The sequence below is a fragment of the Virgibacillus salexigens genome, assembly GCF_000723585.1.
GTDB classification, from domain to species: Bacteria; Bacillota; Bacilli; order Bacillales; family Amphibacillaceae; genus Virgibacillus; species Virgibacillus salexigens.
In genome coordinates this window covers 833,322-853,038 of sequence record NZ_CCDP010000002.1, presented here as the reverse complement: position 1 = coordinate 853,038, position 19,717 = coordinate 833,322, and the positions used below count along the sequence as shown (strand labels likewise).

Below are 19,717 nucleotides of genomic sequence, written 5' to 3'. Positions count from 1 at the left end.
TATCTATTCAAATTTAAAAGAAAGCAGGATATAAGGAGGAAAAAGGATGCGGACAGAAAGTGAAATGCTGGATTTGATCTTACGCTTAGCTAAAGAAGATGAACGGGTACGGGCTGTCGGTATGAATGGATCTAGAATAAATCCAAATGCACCTGTAGACCCATTCCAAGACTTCGATATTGTTTATTTAGTAAATCATATGCAATCATTTATTGAAGACCCAGAATGGGTTGATGTGTTTGGAGATCGATTAATAATGCAGACACCAGAAGCAATGGCGTTATTCCCTTCTGAACTTGGGGAGAGGTTTTCATATTTAATGTTGTTTACAGATGGAAATAGACTTGATCTGATACTCGCCCCAATTCAAGAAAAAGATATGTATGAAAAGGAAGATTCATTAACGATCCTATTACTAGATAAAGATGATCTACTCCCAGAAACATCCGCTCCAACAGATCAAGATTATTGGGTGAGCGAACCAACCGGCATTCTTTTTGACAATTGCTGTAATGAATTTTGGTGGGTATCAACATATGTAGCAAAAGGTTTATGGAGGAAGGAAATTCTTTATGCGTTGGATCATATCAACTTGGTTCGTAACATGCTAATAAAAATGCTAGAGTGGCGCGTTGGATTCGAAACAGATTATAGCGTCAGTATTGGAAAAAATGCAAAGTATTTAGAACAATTTGTTGATAAACAAACATGGTTAACATTGTTGTCCACCTATCCACCGGGAGAATATGAAGCGATTTGGGGATCTTTATTTAAATTATGTGAATTATTCATTGAAACAGCAACATATGTTGCAAATTCGTTACATTTTGACTATCCATACAGTACCGAAAGGAATGTAATGCAGTATTTACGCCATATTAAAGATTTGCCTTCGGATGCTACTGTTATTTAAAATCAATTGTGGAATTAGAAAAGAGTTATCATACTCTTTAAAAAATGAATATCTTTAGACCTAAGGACAATCAGATCATTTAATTCAGAATATTGATAATTATATTGACAAATTAAATGGTGTATTGTAATGTCAAGAATGAAGAATAATTCCAGGAAAATATAAAAATTTGAAGATTTATTTCTTCATTAGAATTTATTTCGAATGGAGGGGGTTTCTATGTTCCAGTACACAAAACATAGAAAAGTATCATTAATTTATTCAATCCTATTACTATGTTTCATACTAGTAAGTATAAGTCCCCAGGTGTACGCTACAGAGAACGAAACAAACATATCCGTGTACCCAACGCCCAAAAATATGGATGTCAAAAAAGGCTTAAGATTTCCATTAACACCAAAAGTCGGTGTTGTTGTTCCTAATGAATATGATCCAACGGTTTTAAAAGAATTAGAACAAGTACTGAAATCCTTCAATGTGAAGAAAATACAGAAATTCACTCCTCATGATAAAGTAACCACACCAGTAACTATTTATTTAAGCAGTAATTTGAAAGCCCCATACATTGTTACCCAATTAAACACATTAGATATAGAACCCCAAAGTTATCCTGCAGAGGGTTATCTCTTGGCATCAGGAAAAGGAAATGATGGAAAGAAAAAAATAATAATTGCAGGCGAAGATTGGGATGGAACTTATTATGGAGTGAAAACCCTTAAGCAGATTATAGAACAAAATTCTGGACGGGCCAGTGTTCCTGAACTAGTAGTAGAAGATTATCCAGAAATGGAATATAGAGGAGTAATTGAAGGGTTTTACGGTACGCCTTGGTCACATGAAGAGCGGGTTGATCAACTAAAATTTTATGGTGATAATAAGATGAATACTTACGTCTATGCTCCAAAGGACGATCCTTATCATCGGGATGCATGGAGAGAGCCTTACCCCACTGGTAAACTGAATGAATTGGCGGAGTTAGTGGACATTGCTAAAAAAAATCATATTGATTTTGTATTCACAATTTCTCCTGGTTTAGACATTTGCTACTCGGATAATCAAGACTTTAACTTGCTTTTTGAAAAAGCGCAAGCATTATATGATGTAGGTGTTCGTGATTTTGCTATTTTATTCGATGATATTTTCATGGAGATGAGTTGCAAGATGGACGAGAAAATGTTTGGAGATGAACCTAGTCCTACAGCAGCAGCACAAGCATTCTTACTTAATAAATTTCAAGATAAATTTATTGAAAAAAATGAAGGTACAAACCGTTTAATAACTGTACCGACCGAATATTACCAAGAGGGCACTAGTCCCTATAGAGAGCAATTTGCAGACTTGGTAGATTCCAGTGTTCTTGTTTATTGGACGGGTATTGGAATTACAACTGACACTATTACAAACGAGGATGCACAAAGGATTTCAGATATATTTAAGCATGATTTATTAATTTGGGATAATTATCCTGTTAATGACTTCTCTGAATACCGAATTTTTTTAGGTCCGTTAACCGGAAGAGATGCAGGCCTAACAGAACATGGTGTTCATGGTTTAACTGCAAATCCAATGGAACATGCAGAAGCATCAAAAATTCCGTTATTTACTATTGCAGATTATACATGGAATCCAAAAGACTATACTTCTAAAGATTCATGGGATGCTAGTATTAATGATTTCACAGGATCTTATACGGAAGAGGTAACAACCTTTGCGGAAAATGTATTATCTTCACCCTTAAACCAAAGTGAATCGAGAACGATAAAACCAATAATTGATAAGTTTTGGGAAGGTTTTAATGGAAGAAATGATTTTCAGGAGATTGCAAGTAACTTATATAATGAGTTTTTCATACTTGAAAATTCTGCTGACACTTTAGAAGAAGATTTTACAAATAGGGAATTCATAAAAGAGATGAACCCATGGATAGATAAAATGAGACATTACGGCATAATTGGAAAGTTAGCAGTACAAATGGTACGTGCAAATTATAATGGTGATACGGAATTAGCCGAAAAATATAAAAATCTGCTTGAATATGAGCTAGAACATGATACAACGGATGTTGTCTATAGAGAAGATCAAATAGCTTCAAGGCAACTCGATGGGATTAATAAGGAGAGGGGCTGGGCTGAGTTCGTAATGTACACTCCGGAATATGGAGAAAGCACGCAAACAAATCAGTGGGGATTTGAAATCAAAGTGATAGATGGAGAGGTTACCGATGTGGGAGGAAATAATTCAACTATCCCATCTGATGGCTATGTCCTAAGTTTACATTCTGGTGGAGATGGTGACTGGTTAGCTAATAACTCAATCGTTGGTGCAAGCTCTTCTATTAGTGAAAACATTGTTACATTAGAAATTGAAAAAGGTGAATATGATATACCTAATGAAGCGAAATATGGATTTAATGTTTTTGAACCATTTATTAATCAAGCACTAAAAGTGGTTGATTAGAAGTCGTTTGTAGTTTTACCACTAATAGAAATTAAACAAAGTTTGTCAGATGAAACATTTGACAAGAGGGCTTTGTGAAAGCAGTAGGATTAATGAAAAAGACGAGTAAGGATGATCTTAAAAATGAAGAAGCCGATAAAAGAAATCATCAATCGTTCCTTTCCAATATTAACAAATTCCGAAAAAAAAGTAGCAGCATTTGTATTAAAGAATTTAGAAAATGTAATATATTATTCGATAACTGATCTAGCAGACAAAGCTGGCGTTGGTGAAACAACGGTTCTACGATTCTGCAGAAAAATTGGTTTAAAAGGATATCAAGAATTTAAACTTACTATTGCGCAAAATATACCAGAGGATAATGCGAAAGAAAATTCTGGGTCTATAAATCTTATTCAATCCATCTTAGTAAATACTACAAAAGCCTTAGAGAATACCACCACAATGATAAACGATGAGAAACTAAATAATGCAATTGAGTTACTCCATCATGCGCGTTCGATACACTTTTTCGGAGTTGGAACCTCAGGTTTAACAGCTCAAGATGCAAAAAGTAGGTTATTGAGAATTGGAATCATTTCAGAAGCAATTACAGATCCACATCTACAAGCAATGTCAGCTGCAACATTAACGAGTGAGGATGTTATTGTAGCACTTAGTGTATCTGGTAGCACAAGAGATACATTAGAGTCCCTTGAAATAGCCAAGAAATCAGGAGCAAAAATTATTGCGATAACTTATTATCACCGATCACCAATTACACAGTTTGCAGATGTCGTTTTACCAGGGGGTGCTATGGAATCCCCACTAGAAGGGGGGTCATTAACGGCTAAAATCTCTCAGCTTTTTGTAATTGATTTACTATACACAGGATTAGCTTTAATGAAGAAGGATAAAGCGCTTGAAATGAAAAAGAAAACAGCAGAAGCAGTTGTAAATAAAATCTATTAAATTAAAGGAGGTGAATTACAATTTCTGTAAGAGATAGACAACTATATTATTAGTAATAGGGTGTTATAGAAGAAAATAGTATAAAAATATGGAGGGACAGTAATGAAAAAGTGGCTTCATATCCTACTGACAGTAATTATTGTTATGACAATGACAACTCCAATTCAAGCTGCATCAGACAAAGGCCGAGAACAGGTACTATCAAATTTAGTTAAAAATAAAAATATGAAAGGCCGAGTACTTTGGTATGATCTATCAGCAAATATTCACAATCTAAATACACCCGAAAAAGTTTCAGAAGTTGTCCAAAAAACAGCGAATGCAAATATTGACACGATTGTATTAGATGTAAAAAATTACACAGGTTTCGTAGGTTATAATAGTGAGATCGCTCCTCATATGAGTGAAGCAAATATCTCTAATTACAGTGATTTTCCAGCTGGATATGATTTATTAGCTACTGTTATTGAGGAAGCAGATAAGCATGGGCTTGAGGTTCTTGCCAATGTAAACGTATTTTCTGAAGGGAATAATACTTACAAAGATGGTCCTGCTTTCGACCATCCCGAGTGGCAATCTCAATTTTATACAGCTATTAGGGTAGTAGAAGCAGTAAATGGTGAGTCAACAGAAATTGACGGTATCAATACAGATAGAGGTAAGGACCAGCTTGTTCTTTATACGCCAGATCAATATGATCAATCTCCTTCTAATAGATGGGGCGTGGAGATTCAAGTTGTTAATGGAGAAATTACTGCGATTGAAGATAGATCGATAACTGGAGCTGACCCATTAGAAGTTCCTGAAAATGGGGTGTTGTTATCTGCTCATGGAGAGTCGCGTAATTGGGTATTAGAGAATTTGAGAATTGGAGATAAGATTGACCATGAGAAGACAGAACAAAATTTTATTCCAGCATCTGAATACCCAGCTTCATCGGTGTTCATTAACCCAATTAGAGAAGATGTTCAAGAATATGAACTCAGTATCATTGAGGAGATTATTACAAATTATGAGGTTGATGGTATTGTATTAGATCGAGCAAGATATGCAAATGAGCATGCAGACTTCAGTAATTTAAGTCGTGAAAAATTTGAGGAATACATTGGCGAACCAGTATCGAATTGGCCAGAGGATATTTATGAAATTCAATTAGACGGGTCAGAGAAAACAATTGAGGAAGGTCCACAATACAAAGAATGGATTGAATTTAGAGCGCATAATATACAGTCTTTCTTTACAGAAGCTGAAAATCTGATCCATTCTTATGAAGAGGATTTGATATTCACTACTTATGTCGGCTCCTGGTACCCACTTTATTACAATGAAGGGGTAAATTGGGGAAGTCAAACATATCAGCCTGATTACGATTGGGCAAGTGAAGATTATCATAAGACTGGCTATGCAGAATACCTTGATTTTTTAATGACAGGCAATTATTACTATGAAGTAACTGAAGAGGAATTAGAAGGATCTGGACTGCCGTATTGGTATAGTGTGGAAGGCTCAGCTCAATTGGCAATGGAGGTGGTCAATTATGCGACACCATTATATGGCTCCCTTTATCTTGCGCAATATAAGAATGATCCCGAACAGTTTAGAAAAGCAATAAAAGCCGTAGAGGATAATACTCATGGAACGATGCTATTCGATTTGGTATATTTAGAAAACTATGACTGGTGGTCTATTTTGGAAGAGGAATTTGCCAATAATACAAACGCTCCTCATCAAAATCCTGGAATATTGAAAATGATTAGAGAAGACAACTAGCATATACGAATAATTAATTATCTTTATTTTATGGACTGGGTAATCCAGTCCATTTTTTAATAACGGATTAACTCGCTGTAATGGCATGAAAGTAATTCATTTTAATATTAATAAGTTTAAAAATTATTTTTAAAATTAAAAATAAAACAAAAATATTTTTTAAAAAGCATTGATATATGTTGGTTGACCAATTAAGATATACATAAGAAAGCGTTTTCTTATGTATATCAAGCTGACTATTAATGAAAGGGAGGAAAGGGAAAATGGGGGAAAGTGTCAAAAAGATCACATTAGCTTTACTTACGGTATTACTTTCTATCGGGTTAGTAGCTTGTAGTGACGGAGAGGAAGATGCAGGGGCGGCATCCGATTCTGGTTCATCGAATGAGCTATCAGGAGAAGTCACGATGTGGACCGCATCTTTATCAGGGGAACCGTTTGATAGTTATTTTGCTGATTTGGAGCAACAGTTTGAAAAAATCCATCCAAACTTAGACGTGATAATTGAAGATATCCCACAAGGGGAAATTGAACAAAAGGTATTAACTTCTCTTACTACAGATGATGTCCCCGATCTTGTTAACTTAGCACCCCGATATATGGTTAGTATTGCAGCTCAAGGCGGTCTTTTGGAATTAGATGATTTAGTTAGTGAAGGAACAAAGCGCTCTTTCTTAGAAGGTCCTTTTGAATCAGGGTATTTTGATGATCATTTATACGCTCTTCCATGGTACTTAACAACAACTGTTAGTTGGTATAATGACAATCACTTCGAACAGGCCAATGTAACTAAACCTCCTCAATCTACTAAAGAAATTTACGATACAGCAAAAACAATTACAGAAGCAACTGGAAACCCTTCTTACTATCAAATTATTAATGAAGGAGACACGGTTATTCAAAAGATGATTACACTTGCAAATGGGGAACCAATTGTAGAAGAAGGTAAAACAGTGTTAGCAGATAATGAAGCTATTGTAGAATTCTTTACTTTAACACAACAAATGTACGAAGAAGGTATTATGCCTCAAGAAAATGCCGAAGGTTCGTTCTCTACTGCACAAGAATTATATATGGCAGGTAATCTATCTTTGCTTGAGAGCGGGGTTACTTTCCTAGGTCCGATTGAATCTGGTGCACCAGAAACCTATGAAGTCTCAAAAGCTGGGCAACCGTTAAATGATCCAAATGCACCAGTTAATGTCGCTGTAATGAACTTCTCTATCCCTGCGAAAACAAAAAATCCAGATGCAGCAGTTGCATTAGCAGAATATGTAACAAATGCTGAGAATCAGCTAGAATTTGCAAAAGTTGCAGGAACCGTACTGCCTTCAACTAAAGAATCATTAGAAGCTGATTATTTTACAGATCCAGGTGATTCACCAAAAGCATTGGGAATGCTTGAAGCGTCAAAGACGCTTGAACGGTCAAAAGTATTAATTCCACCACTTGAAAATAGTGCAGAACTACGTGAAATCGTAAAGATGGCTTTTGTTAAAAACTTACAAGGGGAAGTAACATCGGAAGAAGCCTTAAAAGAAATCGCTGAAAAATGGGATACATCTTTTGAAGAAACGGGTATTGCACCGACATTTTAATGTGGAAAAGATGAGACTAGCAATATTGCTAGTCTCTATATATAGGAGTGAATACGATGAGTAAAATCACCTTTTCGCTAACAAAAAAGAGAATGATAAAAAACATCACCCCATGGTTGTTTTTACTTCCATCCATTGTGATTCTGGTGACATTTTTAATTATACCAATTGTTGAAGCTTTTCAATGGAGTTTTTTAGATTATAAGATTATTGCTGGTACAAGCGAATTTGTAGGATTTTCTAATTTTAAGGAAATATTTTCAGATGAATTATTTTGGAAAGCACTGGTTAATACAGTTTTATATGTGGCTATTGTTTTACCCTTAAATGTATTTCTTCCAATGATCTTAGCCGATTTAGTCAATCAAAAGGTGCGCGCAGTAGGATTGTTTCGTGTGCTTTATTATTTACCAGTTGTTACTCCAATCGTTGTCGCTGCTTTGATGTGGAAAATGTTGTACTCACAAGACGGGGCTTTATCAAACTTCTTAGTAGGGATCGGGATCATTGATGATCCAATTAATTTTCTTACTAATTCAACAACTGCATTAATGGTTGTCGCTTTTATCACAGTTTGGAAAGGTCTTGGATATTATATGATTATTTACTTAGCCAATCTACAGTCCATTCCAAATCAATTATATGAGTCTGCCAGTATCGATGGGGCAAATAGTATTCAAAAATTCACAAAAATTACAATGCCAATGATGGTACCTTCAATGACGTTGGTTTCGGTTTTAACAATTATAAATGGACTGAAAGTGTTTGAAGAAATTGCATTAACTACTAATGGTGGTCCAGCTGGGGCAACGACAACGCTTGTTATGTATATATATGATAAATTTATGAATCTGGAAGTTTCGATTGCTTCTGCTGCTGGCTTGGTGTTATTGGTATTAGCTATTGTGGCATCTTTACTCCAAATGAGGTTAACTAGCAAACGTGAAGATGATTTGAGGGCATAAAGGAGCTGGAAAAATTGGGTTCTACGAAGTGGAGAAAACTATTGGTTTACAGCTTGATGATTTTTATTACTGTTATTACGGTAGGTCCTTTTCTATACACTTTATTTATTGCTTTGAAGTCTTCAGGTCAAGGAATATATGATGGGATACTACCAACTGATCCGACCTTTACGAATTTCGTCTATGCGTTTAATCAAACCGATTTTCTGCAATATTTATGGAATACCGTAATTGTTACTGCAATTGCAGTTCCATTCAACCTGTTATTTAGTAGTATGGCTGGTTATGCACTTGCTCGAATTGACTTCAAAGGAAGAAGTATTGTACTAACCATTATTATCTCTACTATGACAGTACCATTTCAACTTTATATGGCACCACTCTTTCAAAGTGCTGGGGAATTAGGTTTACGGAATACTCATGTTGGACTAACAATCTTACAAATTTCAACAGCCTTTGGTATATATTTTATGCGACAAGCATTCTTAAATGTTCCGAAAGATTTAGAGGAATCTGCTTATTTGGATGGAGCTAATCGTTTCCAAGTTTGGTTCAATGTTGCTATACCGCTTGTGAAACCAACACTAATTTCTCTCGCAATCTATACCTTTACTTTTACTTGGGGGGATTACTTATGGCCATTAATTAATACAACTGAAAGTAGCATGTATACCCTGTCCATTGGGTTAGCTCAGATGTCACAGAACTTTAATGGTGGGAATTTGAAATTAATTAGTGCAGCATCTATTTTAACCACCATACCAAGTTTATTAATATTTGTATGGTTACAAAAGTACTTTATTTCAGGTCAGACAGATGGTGCATTAAAGGGATAATGGAAGATTGTACGTTGTCTAAAAAACTACTTTTAATGAATAATAAATACATAGGACTAGACTCCCTATTCTTAACTTAATATAGGAATGATAGGGTCCATTTTTAAGGAGAGGTAGCATGAGAAAATTCCTAGCAATAGATATTGGGGGTACGTTTATTAAATATGGTGTACTTACTGAAATGGGTAACCTTATTAACAAAAATGAAATACTAACAGATGCTCATCTAGGGGGAGCAGGAGTATTAAGAAAAGTAAAAAAAATAGGTAAACAATCTTTGGAAGAGCATGATCTAAGAGGAATTTGCATTAGTACAGCTGGTCAAGTGGATTCTAAGAAAGGGGTGATCTTGTATGCTTCGTCCCTTATCCCTGATTACACAGGTATGTCAATTAAGAAAGAGTTAGAAAGTTATTTTGGCTTGCCTGTAGAGGTTGAAAATGATGTGAATTGTGTTGGATTAGCAGAATCATGGGTTGGAAAAGGAAAAGACGTAAAAAGCTTGTTTTGTCTAACTATTGGAACAGGAATCGGTGGGAGCTATATTATTGATAATAAGCTACATAGTGGTCATAGCTTTAGTGGAGGGGAAATTGGTTATATTCCAATAGAAGGAAGCCAATTTGAAGAACTTGCATCTACAAGAACACTTATTAAAAATGTAGCCATTAAAAAAGGCATACCTGAAAAGGCAATTGATGGGAAGCAGATCTTTGAGTTAGCAAGAGATGGAGATGAAATTTGTAGTCAGGAAATAGAAAAACTGGTTTATTTTTTATCGAAAGGAATTTCTACTATTGCTTATATGATGAATCCAGAAATGATTGTTATTGGAGGAGGAATAACCCATCAAAAAGATTATTTGTATCCATTAATCATGGAAGAATTAGAGAAAGATCTTATTCCTTCCATTCTCCGTAAAACAAAAATAGAAATTGCAGGTAACCTTAATGATGCAGGAATGATTGGAGCATTACGTCACTTTCTAATACAGGAATCAATGAAACCATTTAATCGAATTACAACGTTAATTGAATCAAATAAACATAAACTCACAAAAGGAGAAGGAAGAATAGCAAAGTATGTCATGATGAATCTTAGTGATGTGCCAAGTAAAACAATCTCAGAAATGGCTGATAAGATAGAGGTTTCTGAATCGATGATAACCCGATTTTGTAAAAAATTAGAAATTGGTTCATTTAATCATCTTCGTTTAATGGCTAAGGAAGCAATTGTAGGTACACGAATACATGACAAAACGGAAACAAGTAGTTTAATGGAGATAAAGCAAAAGTATATTAATGTACTAAATAAACTCGAAACATTAAATCAACCAAAGGATATCTCAAAGTTGAAAAACCAGTTTCTAATAGCAAAACAAATATTAATATATGGTTCAGAAGGAATGGAGTTTGTTATTAACCAAATAAAATACAAATTAATGCAATTTGGAATTCCTGTGGACGCTTTTTCGACTAAGTTTCAAATGGAGATGTCAACGCATTTAATGCAACCAGAATCTATTGTTATTGGGATTAGTATATCGGGATTTGATTCAAATATTATAAACATACTACAAAGCGCGGAAAGTAAAAATGCAATTACAATTGGTGTTACGAGTCAACGTGATTCCCCAATTTCAGAGGGGGCCGATATTTCGTTTCTAATTCCATCGTCAAACGATTTGGAAGCGGATGTATGCTCAATTCATGAGGTATCGGTATTTTATTTACTGGATATTTTTTTAAAAGAATTTCAACGTAAAATTCAGAAAGAGGTGATATAAGATATTGTTCATAAGGCTATGTGGTAATTGTTAAAATTAAATAAGAGGGTGAGAGCCTGTGAGAATTATCTATATTCCAATAGATGAAAGACCTTGTAATACGGAAATTGTTAAAAGAATAGCGAATTCAACACCTGAAATTAAACTAATTTTACCGCCAAATGAATTTTTTGGAAACAAAAAATCTCCCGCACATACCGAGGAGCTATGGGAATGGCTGAACGTGGAGGCAAAGAATTGTCACGCACTTATCCTTAGCATCGATATGCTCATATATGGCGGGTTGATACCATCCCGTCTACATTATTTGTCTGAAGATACAGGTATGAGATGGTTGAACAGATTGCGTTCATTCCATAGAAACCATGCTAACTTACCCATTTATGCATTTAATTTAATTATGCGCACACCAAGTTATAGTTCAAGTGATGAAGAGCCGGATTATTATGAGGATTGGGGGCGTGAGATATTTTTAAACTCGTATTTGCATAACAAGAGTAAGCACGAAGATTTATCTCAGAAGGAATTAATTCAATTACATGATGTGCAACTTCGATTACCAGAAAAGTATGTTGAGGACTATGAAACTAGAAGGGAATATAATCTTCATATTAATGAATCGATGCTTGAACTAGCGAATGAAGGGGTTTTCACCTTTTTAGCTATTCCTCAAGATGATAGTTCGGAATATGGCTATACAGCAAAGGACCAAAGAGTGATTCTATCTAAACGAGAATCCTTACATTTATATGAGAAGGTATTAATTTATCCAGGAGCAGATGAGGCAGGTGCCACATTACTGGCACGTGTATATAACGATTTAAAAGATTGTTGTCCTAAAATATTCCCAATATGGAGTAGTATACATGGACCACAAATCACCCCCATGTACGAGGATCGAACATTTGAAGAGAGCATGAAATTCCATATACGAGCTGCTGGCTGCTTACTGGTAGATGATGCTAATAGTGCAGATCTAATCCTTGCTTATAATACACCTGGACTTGTAATGCAGGAATCTTGTGATCAGTATAATAAGGATGCAACTTATACTAGTTTTCGAGATATGAAGGAATTTGTTAGCCAAATGAAGCGTTATATTCTTCATGGGAGAAAGATAATTGTAGCGGACTCGGCTTATGCAAACGGGGGGGATTTTGATTTAATAACGCTAATGGATGAAAAAGGGATTCTCGATAAAATAGTATCTTATAAAGGGTGGAATACAAACTGCAATACGTTAGGTACGACACTTTCACAAGGGGTTATCGGACAGAATGGATATTCAGTGCGGTTACAGGAAAATATAATATATCATTTATTAGATGATTACTTCTATCAAGCTGAAATTCGTAAGGAATTGACAACTAAATTCCTGCCAAATCATAATTTGAGTTATTTTGATCTAAAAAATAAAGCTGATTTAGTAAACAAGGAAAGAGATAGACGAATGATTTGCTATTTTACAGAAAAGATTAAAAATAGTTTTCCTCAGATTAATATTGAGGAGTTGTACACATACGCCCCATGGAATAGAATGTTCGAATGTGGCGTTCGATTGAAAGTAAAGTTTCTAAGATAGTATGAATAATGTACTGCTCAAAAACATTTTGGATTGAATTAAAAATAGAAACGAGGGAGATCGTTTTGTTGACTCAAGATAGTGCTGACGTAATTATTGTAGGTGGAAGTCTGGGGGGCTGTATGGCCTCTTTAGCAATTGCTAAAATGGGATTAAATGTCATCATGACTGAAGAAACAAATTGGATTGGTGGTCAGCTTACAAGTCAAGCAGTACCTCCAGATGAACATCAGTGGATCGAAAAATTTGGTTGTACTTCTACATACCTGGAATTTAGAAATCGAGTTCGTAACTATTACAAATCTAACTATCCGCTAACGAAATCTGCAAGGGATAATGAGTTGATAAACCCTGGAAACGGATGGGTTAGTCGATTGACCCATGAACCAAAGGTTGCGTTACAGGTAATTGAAGATATGCTATCCCCTTATCTTAATAGTGGCAGAATTCAGATACGCTTAAACTTCAAACCAGTAGATGCCAGCATGATTAAAGATAACATTACTTCTGTTATTGTTCAACATGTATATAATCATATAAAGGTAGAATTAACAGGTAAATACTTTTTAGACGCAACGGAATTAGGGGATCTTTTACCATTAGTAGGTGCCGAGTATGTAACGGGAGCAGAGTCCCAAAAAGATACTGGAGAACCTCATGCATTAGAAGAAGCGAATCCATTTGATACACAATCGATTACACATGTTTTTGCTGTTGATTACGTAGAAGGTGGGAATTTTACAATAGAGGAACCTGAGCAATATAATTTTTGGAAGAAATTTGTCCCTGAATTTTCTGATATGCCGCTATTAAGTTGGTATACCGTAAATACAAAAGATACAACAAAACTAAGAGAATTTACTTTACTCCCGAATGATAAAGGTATTCCTTCTTTATTTACCTATCGCAGAATACTAGATGTGATGAATTTAAAAGAAAATCTATATGAAGGCGATATTTCGCTCATTAATTGGGCACAAAATGATTACTTTTTAGGTTCAATTATTGACGTTTCTACAGAAGAAAAGGAAAAAAACTTAAAGAATGCGAAACAACTTAGTCTCTCTCTTTTATATTGGCTACAAACCGAAGCTCCTCGTTTAGACGGAGGAAATGGATATCCAGGATTACGACTGAGGAAGGATGTCCTAGGTACAGAAGACGGTCTAGCTAAATCACCATACATTCGTGAATCACGCAGGATTAAAGCCGTGTACACGATTACAGAACATAATGTAAGTCGTGAGTTAATAGGTAATAAAGGGATACATAGCTACTTTGACAGTGTGGGAGTAGGAAGTTATCATTTAGACTTACATCATACGACAATAACAAATCGAGCGTTTTATATTCCCTGTTATCCTTACGAAATCCCATTGGGGGCATTCCTGCCGATTCGAATTAAAAATCTATTACCAGCATGTAAAAATATCGGGACGACTCAAATCACCAATAGTTGCTATCGCTTGCATCCAACAGAGTGGAATATTGGAGAGTCTTCTGGGTATCTAGCAGCTTATTCAATCCTTAATAATATAGATGCCCATGTAGTCCGGCAAGATCAGAGTCATTTATCAAAATATCAAAATCTATTAAACAAATTTGGCATCCAAATCCACTGGCCAGAAAGTTTAGATTTGTCCGGGTTAACAGAGGAAGTAAAGACTCATAACTCACCTTAAACAAAAAAGAAAAAAGGTGTGGGAATCATTCTGTAAGAGGCCTATACTTATTGAAAATACTTTTAAAAAAACGGGTTGGGAAAGGGATTTTGATGTTGTGAAGAAATTTGAAAAGGTATTTTATAGTGAATTTCTAAACAAGAATTTTGATTACTATCTCTTAACATCCGATGATACAGTTAATGCATATGTTTTGTATATGCAAGATGGCAAAGATTATTTAGAATTAGGAGGATTAGAGAACACCGTAGAGAATATAATAGAATCCTATCCTGAATTAGCTAAAAAGCTTGTTTTTGTTTTAATACACCCTGGAGATTCCCTTGAGAGATGGCATTCCTACCATCATAGTGGCAACAATTTTTGTATGTATATTCAGTTCATGAACGATGAGTTCATTCCTGAAATTGAGGCTTCGTTAAAAAGGAATGTTGTAAAACGGGGGATTCTTGGGAGTTCACTAGGTGGGAACGTCTCGTTAAATATTGCGATAAAGGAACCTAGTAATTGGACACATCTGTTACTCCAATCTGCAGCAATTTCAAAGAAAGACATTGCTGTTATAAACAATGTCGCGACACTAAATTGGAATATTTATCAAACCGTGGGGATAGACGAGGAACAGTTTGTTTCTCCCATTACCAAAGAAAATCTATATATTCTAACGAGAAATCGTGAGTTATATCATACGTTTCTTAAGCAAGAAGCAACAGTCCAGTATAAAGAACAAAAGGAAAGACATGAATGGGCGTTTTGGGAAAAGGATTTAACTAGTGTTTTAGATTTTTTTATAAATACCCCGTAATGAGTTATAGCAGAGCCAAGCAGTTTATTAACTGCTATAAGGTTATATAGCATAAAAACTAAATTTTGTAATGTATCTAGTAGCTTCTAAAAATAAAAAAGTAGTAAAAAACCTCCATAAACATTTAATGGAGGTCTTTTACTACTGGGTTTGTTTTTCTTTGATAAAAGGTAATTATTACCTATCAAAAAAGTTGTCATTAATTAGCCCAACCATGAAAGCGCTAAGAAGGTTAGTATATTGCTAATAAGTCATTTTATCCCAATTTTTACTACCTATATTCTGCCATATTTTATTCATTAAATGTTCATTTTTTGTATGATAAAACTTGAACATTTTCTGACATCCAACACATCAATATTGTTTTTCAATGGTTATGGTATTAATATTGATGATGGATTTTGTGAAGTGTGTAACAAAAGTATTTCAATATATTTTCATTTAAACAACATGCAGGGGAGGGTATCTCTTATGAAATTGAAATGGGTGATGCTAGCATCGTTATTCACATTATTAGCGGTTCTTACTGGTTGTGAGCCATTATTAGTATTAGACCCTGAAGGTCCGCAGGCTCAAACCCAGGCGAATGTCATCTGGATATCAATTGCTATTATGTCTGTTATTGTAATTGTGGTATTTGCTATGTTGGCTTATATCCTATATAAATACCGCGCATCAAAACAATCAGACTCATATGAGCCACCGTATATAAAAGGGAATGTTATAGTTGAATCACTTATTGTAGGGATTCCGGTACTTATCGTAATCGTACTATCTGTAATTTCAGTTCAAAGTAACTATAAAGTAGAAGCTACTCCAGAAGGATATGAGAATGATGAGCCACTAGTGGTTTATGCTTCTTCTTCAGATTGGAAATGGCATTTTAGTTATCCTGAACAAGATATTGAAACGGTTAACTATCTTTATGTTCCAACTGATAGACCACTAGAGTTTAGACTTTATTCTTATGGACCAATTACAAGCTTTTGGATACCGCAACTGGGCGGTCAAAAATACGCAATGTCCGATATGATAACTACGCTGCATTTAGCCGCAGATAATGCTGGAGAATTTATGGGTAGAAATGCGAACTTTAGTGGGGAAGGTTTCGCTGAGAATACATTCAGCGTAGAAGCAATGCCGCAACAAGAATTTAATGATTGGGTGAAAGAAGTCAAACAAACAGCAGATCCACTAACGGAGGATAAATTTAATGAATTGCTTGAGCCCGGTCATCTTGGTCAATTAACCTTTACAGGCACACACTTAGAATTCAACCCTCCACCACAAGGGCATCATGAAGGTCATGGTGCTGGTTCGGAAGGTGAACATAATGATGAATCTAGTTCAGAACACGATGCACATGGTGAACATGAATCAGATTCCGGTCATGCAGATGAAACAGAGGAAAACACAGAGCATCAACATTAAGAATTAGTACATCTGGGTTATCCGGAAAGGAGAAATAAGAATGGACTTTTTTGAACGATTTCTAATTCCGCATCCGAGTCCAATTATTTACGCATCGATGGCTGCTATTGTTCTTACTACAATAGCAATCATCGTCGGTCTTACCTATTTTAAAAAATGGGGATATCTATGGCGTGAATGGCTTACAACGGTTGATCATAAGAAAATAGGAATTATGTATTTAATCTCTGCCTTGCTCATGTTGTTTAGAGGTGGAGTAGACGCTATCATGATGAGGGCGCAAACATCCATGCCAGAGAATACGTTATTGGATGCACAGCACTATAATGAAATATTCTCTACGCACGGTGTTGTAATGATCTTCTTTATGGCAATGGGATTCATTATTGCTTTAATGAACTTTGTTATTCCTTTACAAATTGGTGCAAGGGATGTAGCATACCCACGGTTAAATGCTGTTAGTTTCTGGCTGTATTTTATGGGAGCAATGTTATTTAACTTGTCATTTGTAATTGGAGGTTCTCCTAGTTCTGGTTGGACGTCCTATTTTCCACTGGCGGGTAGTGAATTATCGCCTTCGGTCGGAACGAATTATTATATGCTTGCACTACAAATTTCTGGTCTAGGTACGTTAATGACGGGTATTAACTTTATTGTTACCATCCTAAAAATGCGTGCCCCTGGCATGACCTTAATGAAAATGCCGATGTTCACATGGTCAGGACTAATTACAAATATTATTATTGTATTTGCTTTCCCAGTCTTAACCGTAGCATTAGCGATGGGAACGATGGACCGTTTGTTTGGAACCAATTTCTTTACAACCACAGACGGTGGTATGGATATGCTTTGGGCTAACCTATTCTGGGTTTGGGGACACCCTGAGGTCTATATTCTAATTTTACCGGCCTTCGGAATTTATAGTGAGGTTATCTCTACCTTTGCTAAAAGGAATCTGTATGGATATAATTCCATGGTCGCTTCGATGGTCGTTATTTCCTTGTTATCCTTTGTTGTATGGGTTCACCATTTCTTTACAATGGGGCAAGGAGCAATGGTAAATAGTATTTTCTCTATTACAACGATGGCAATTGCCATTCCAACAGGAATTAAGATCTTCAACTGGCTCTTGACCCTTTGGAAAGGAAAAATCGTGTTCACGGTGCCGATGCTCTATTCATTAGCATTTATCCCGATCTTTACGATTGGTGGAGTTACCGGTGTGATGCTTGGAATGTCAGCAGCAGACTATCAATATCATAATACGATGTTCTTAGTGGCTCATTTCCACTTAGTAATCATACCAGGTGTTGTATTTGCAATGCTTGCAGGTCTAACTTACTGGTGGCCGAAAATGTTTGGGTTTATGCTTAATGAGCGTATTGGTAAATGGGCGTTTAGTTTCATTTCAATCGGAACTTGTGTAGCATTCTTCCCAATGTTTATTTCTGGATTAGATGGGCAAGCCCGTCGTATGTACACGTACTCTGAATCGACTGGTTTTGGTATCTGGAATATGATTTCCTTTATTGGTGCAATCGGTCTGGCCATTGGATTTATCCTAATCGTATACAATATCTACTATAGTACGCGTTATGCTTCTAGAGATGTTGGAGACGACCCTTGGGATGCACGTTCCCTTGAGTGGGCAACGCATAATCCAGTACCTGAATACAACTTTGCAATTACACCACATGTTAATTCTAGTCAAGCATTGTGGGATTCGAAGAAAAATGGTCATACGTTATTTAGAGATGGACTGAAAGAAATCCATATGCCAAACAATAGTGGTGTCCCATTTGTTATGAGTGTCTTCTTCTTTATCTTTGGATTTTCATTTATCTTTAGTATGTGGATCACAGTCATAGCTTCTCTAATTGGTATTTTTGCTTGCATGCTTCATCGTTCGTTTGAGAATGATCATGGGCATCATATTTCCGTAGAGGAAATTAAAAGAACAGAATCGGAAGTGCGGGGTGCTAAAAATGAATAATAATAATACGCAACCGCTTGAATACAGTACAGAGCAAGGACGTATGAATATACTTGGTTTCTGGATCTTTATTGGAGCAGAAATCATGCTGTTTGGAACGTTATTCGCTTCGTATTTCACATTAGAAACCCGTACAGGATCGGGACCAGCTGGTGCGGAGATTTTTGAACTGCCACCAGTTCTTGCGGAAACACTTTTATTATTAACGAGTAGTTTCATTATTGGTTTAGGTATCCATGCAATGCGGCTCGGCAGAAAAAAGGCAATGATGACATTTTTCATCATTACGCTTATTCTAGGAGCAGCCTTCTTAGGTTTTGAGATATATGAATTCATTCACTATGTTCATGAAGGTGCTAGTCTACAAACAAGTGCTTTCACGTCCATCTTGTTAACAACCTTAGGAACGCATGGGTTGCACGTTACGTTTGGCTTAGCGTGGGGGATCGTTATTCTAATTCAAGTAATTAAACGAGGATTAACTCCGCAAACAGCCAATAAGTCATTCATATTCTCTCTTTACTGGCATTTCTTAGATGTTGTTTGGATCTTTATTTTCAGCTTCATCTATTTGAAAGGAATGATGTAAATGAAAGAATTATTCCCAGCTAAACACGTCATGGGCTTTATATTTTCACTAGTGTTAACTGGTGTTGCACTATCTGTGTATTTCTTCGATATGTCATTTTTCATGGGAATGACTATTCTGCTTGTTACAGCATTTGCCCAAGCTGCATTGCAGTTAGTGCTGTTCATGCATGCCGGTGAATCTGAAGATAAGAATACGATTTACACCAGTGTATATTATGGGATCATTATAGCTGTCATCACTGTACTAGGTACGATGCTAGCAATGATCTGGGGTTATGTATAAAATAAAAAAGCAATCGGCGAGAAATATTGTCGATTGCTTTTTTATGTTTTTTGATCACAGCACAAGTGACACAT

The 19,717-nt window shown here is 35.7% G+C and carries 15 protein-coding genes; all 15 read left to right on the top strand.

From position 1 onward, the window contains the following. Positions 1–46 precede the first annotated feature (46 nt). Entirely contained in the window at positions 47–913 is an 867-nt protein-coding gene (locus BN990_RS17065; protein ID WP_021290498.1) for an aminoglycoside 6-adenylyltransferase, read from the top strand. 204 nt (positions 914–1,117) lie between these two features. Further along, positions 1,118–3,370 (top strand): beta-N-acetylglucosaminidase domain-containing protein, encoded by a 2,253-nt coding sequence (locus tag BN990_RS17060; protein ID WP_081856164.1) that lies wholly within the window; start codon positions 1,118–1,120, stop codon positions 3,368–3,370. 123 nt (positions 3,371–3,493) lie between these two features. Continuing rightward, positions 3,494–4,321, top strand: a complete 828-nt coding sequence (locus BN990_RS17055; protein ID WP_038245858.1) for a MurR/RpiR family transcriptional regulator — start codon at positions 3,494–3,496, stop codon at positions 4,319–4,321. A 102-nt stretch (positions 4,322–4,423) separates the two neighbouring features. Then, entirely contained in the window at positions 4,424–6,091 is a 1,668-nt protein-coding gene (locus tag BN990_RS21610; protein ID WP_051739253.1) for an alpha amylase family protein, read from the top strand. Positions 6,092–6,354: 263 nt separating this feature from the next. Continuing rightward, entirely contained in the window at positions 6,355–7,689 is a 1,335-nt protein-coding gene (locus tag BN990_RS17045; protein ID WP_021290502.1) for an ABC transporter substrate-binding protein, read from the top strand. Positions 7,690–7,745: 56 nt separating this feature from the next. Then, the gene (locus tag BN990_RS17040; RefSeq protein WP_021290503.1) at positions 7,746–8,654 is read left to right on the top strand and encodes a carbohydrate ABC transporter permease; all 909 of its coding nucleotides are present in this window, start codon (positions 7,746–7,748) and stop codon (positions 8,652–8,654) included. Between the two features lie 14 nt (positions 8,655–8,668). Beyond that, positions 8,669–9,490, top strand: a complete 822-nt coding sequence (locus BN990_RS17035; protein WP_021290504.1) for a carbohydrate ABC transporter permease — start codon at positions 8,669–8,671, stop codon at positions 9,488–9,490. Positions 9,491–9,608: 118 nt separating this feature from the next. Continuing rightward, on the top strand, positions 9,609–11,276 hold the full coding sequence (locus BN990_RS22065) for an ROK family protein (RefSeq protein WP_021290505.1): 1,668 nt from the start codon (positions 9,609–9,611) through the stop codon (positions 11,274–11,276). Between the two features lie 58 nt (positions 11,277–11,334). Continuing rightward, positions 11,335–12,858: a DUF4127 family protein gene (locus BN990_RS17025; protein WP_038245857.1), complete on the top strand. Its 1,524-nt coding sequence runs from the start codon at positions 11,335–11,337 to the stop codon at positions 12,856–12,858. A 68-nt stretch (positions 12,859–12,926) separates the two neighbouring features. Continuing rightward, positions 12,927–14,540, top strand: a complete 1,614-nt coding sequence (locus BN990_RS17020; RefSeq protein WP_021290507.1) for an FAD-dependent oxidoreductase — start codon at positions 12,927–12,929, stop codon at positions 14,538–14,540. A 97-nt stretch (positions 14,541–14,637) separates the two neighbouring features. Next, positions 14,638–15,345 carry an alpha/beta hydrolase gene (locus BN990_RS17015; protein ID WP_148530722.1) on the top strand — a complete coding sequence of 236 codons (708 nt, stop codon included), beginning with the start codon at positions 14,638–14,640 and terminating at the stop codon, positions 15,343–15,345. A gap of 471 nt (positions 15,346–15,816) precedes the next feature. Continuing rightward, positions 15,817–16,776 (top strand): cytochrome aa3 quinol oxidase subunit II, encoded by a 960-nt coding sequence (gene qoxA, locus BN990_RS17010; protein ID WP_038245856.1) that lies wholly within the window; start codon positions 15,817–15,819, stop codon positions 16,774–16,776. Positions 16,777–16,816: 40 nt separating this feature from the next. Then, positions 16,817–18,769 carry a cytochrome aa3 quinol oxidase subunit I gene (qoxB, locus tag BN990_RS17005; protein ID WP_021290511.1) on the top strand — a complete coding sequence of 651 codons (1,953 nt, stop codon included), beginning with the start codon at positions 16,817–16,819 and terminating at the stop codon, positions 18,767–18,769. Next, positions 18,762–19,358 carry a cytochrome aa3 quinol oxidase subunit III gene (qoxC, locus tag BN990_RS17000; protein ID WP_021290512.1) on the top strand — a complete coding sequence of 199 codons (597 nt, stop codon included), beginning with the start codon at positions 18,762–18,764 and terminating at the stop codon, positions 19,356–19,358. Before qoxB ends, qoxC begins: the two co-directional genes overlap by 8 nt. Further along, positions 19,359–19,643, top strand: coding sequence for a cytochrome aa3 quinol oxidase subunit IV (gene qoxD / locus BN990_RS16995; RefSeq protein WP_021290513.1), 285 nt, complete (start codon positions 19,359–19,361; stop codon positions 19,641–19,643). Positions 19,644–19,717 lie beyond the last annotated feature (74 nt).

Excerpts from the sequence above, each read along its gene's own strand:
- BN990_RS17065 (WP_021290498.1), top strand. The coding sequence starts at position 47 with ATGCGGACAGAAAGTGAAATGCTGGATTTGATCTTACGCTTAGCTAAA.
- BN990_RS17040 (WP_021290503.1), top strand. The coding sequence starts at position 7,746 with ATGAGTAAAATCACCTTTTCGCTAACAAAAAAGAGAATGATAAAAAAC.
- qoxB (WP_021290511.1), top strand. The coding sequence starts at position 16,817 with ATGGACTTTTTTGAACGATTTCTAATTCCGCATCCGAGTCCAATTATT.
- BN990_RS17045 (WP_021290502.1), top strand. The coding sequence starts at position 6,355 with ATGGGGGAAAGTGTCAAAAAGATCACATTAGCTTTACTTACGGTATTA.
- qoxA (WP_038245856.1), top strand. The coding sequence starts at position 15,817 with ATGAAATTGAAATGGGTGATGCTAGCATCGTTATTCACATTATTAGCG.
- BN990_RS17055 (WP_038245858.1), top strand. The coding sequence starts at position 3,494 with ATGAAGAAGCCGATAAAAGAAATCATCAATCGTTCCTTTCCAATATTA.
- qoxD (WP_021290513.1), top strand. The coding sequence starts at position 19,359 with ATGAAAGAATTATTCCCAGCTAAACACGTCATGGGCTTTATATTTTCA.
- BN990_RS17060 (WP_081856164.1), top strand. The coding sequence starts at position 1,118 with ATGGAGGGGGTTTCTATGTTCCAGTACACAAAACATAGAAAAGTATCA.
- BN990_RS21610 (WP_051739253.1), top strand. The coding sequence starts at position 4,424 with ATGAAAAAGTGGCTTCATATCCTACTGACAGTAATTATTGTTATGACA.
- BN990_RS22065 (WP_021290505.1), top strand. The coding sequence starts at position 9,609 with ATGAGAAAATTCCTAGCAATAGATATTGGGGGTACGTTTATTAAATAT.
- qoxC (WP_021290512.1), top strand. The coding sequence starts at position 18,762 with ATGAATAATAATAATACGCAACCGCTTGAATACAGTACAGAGCAAGGA.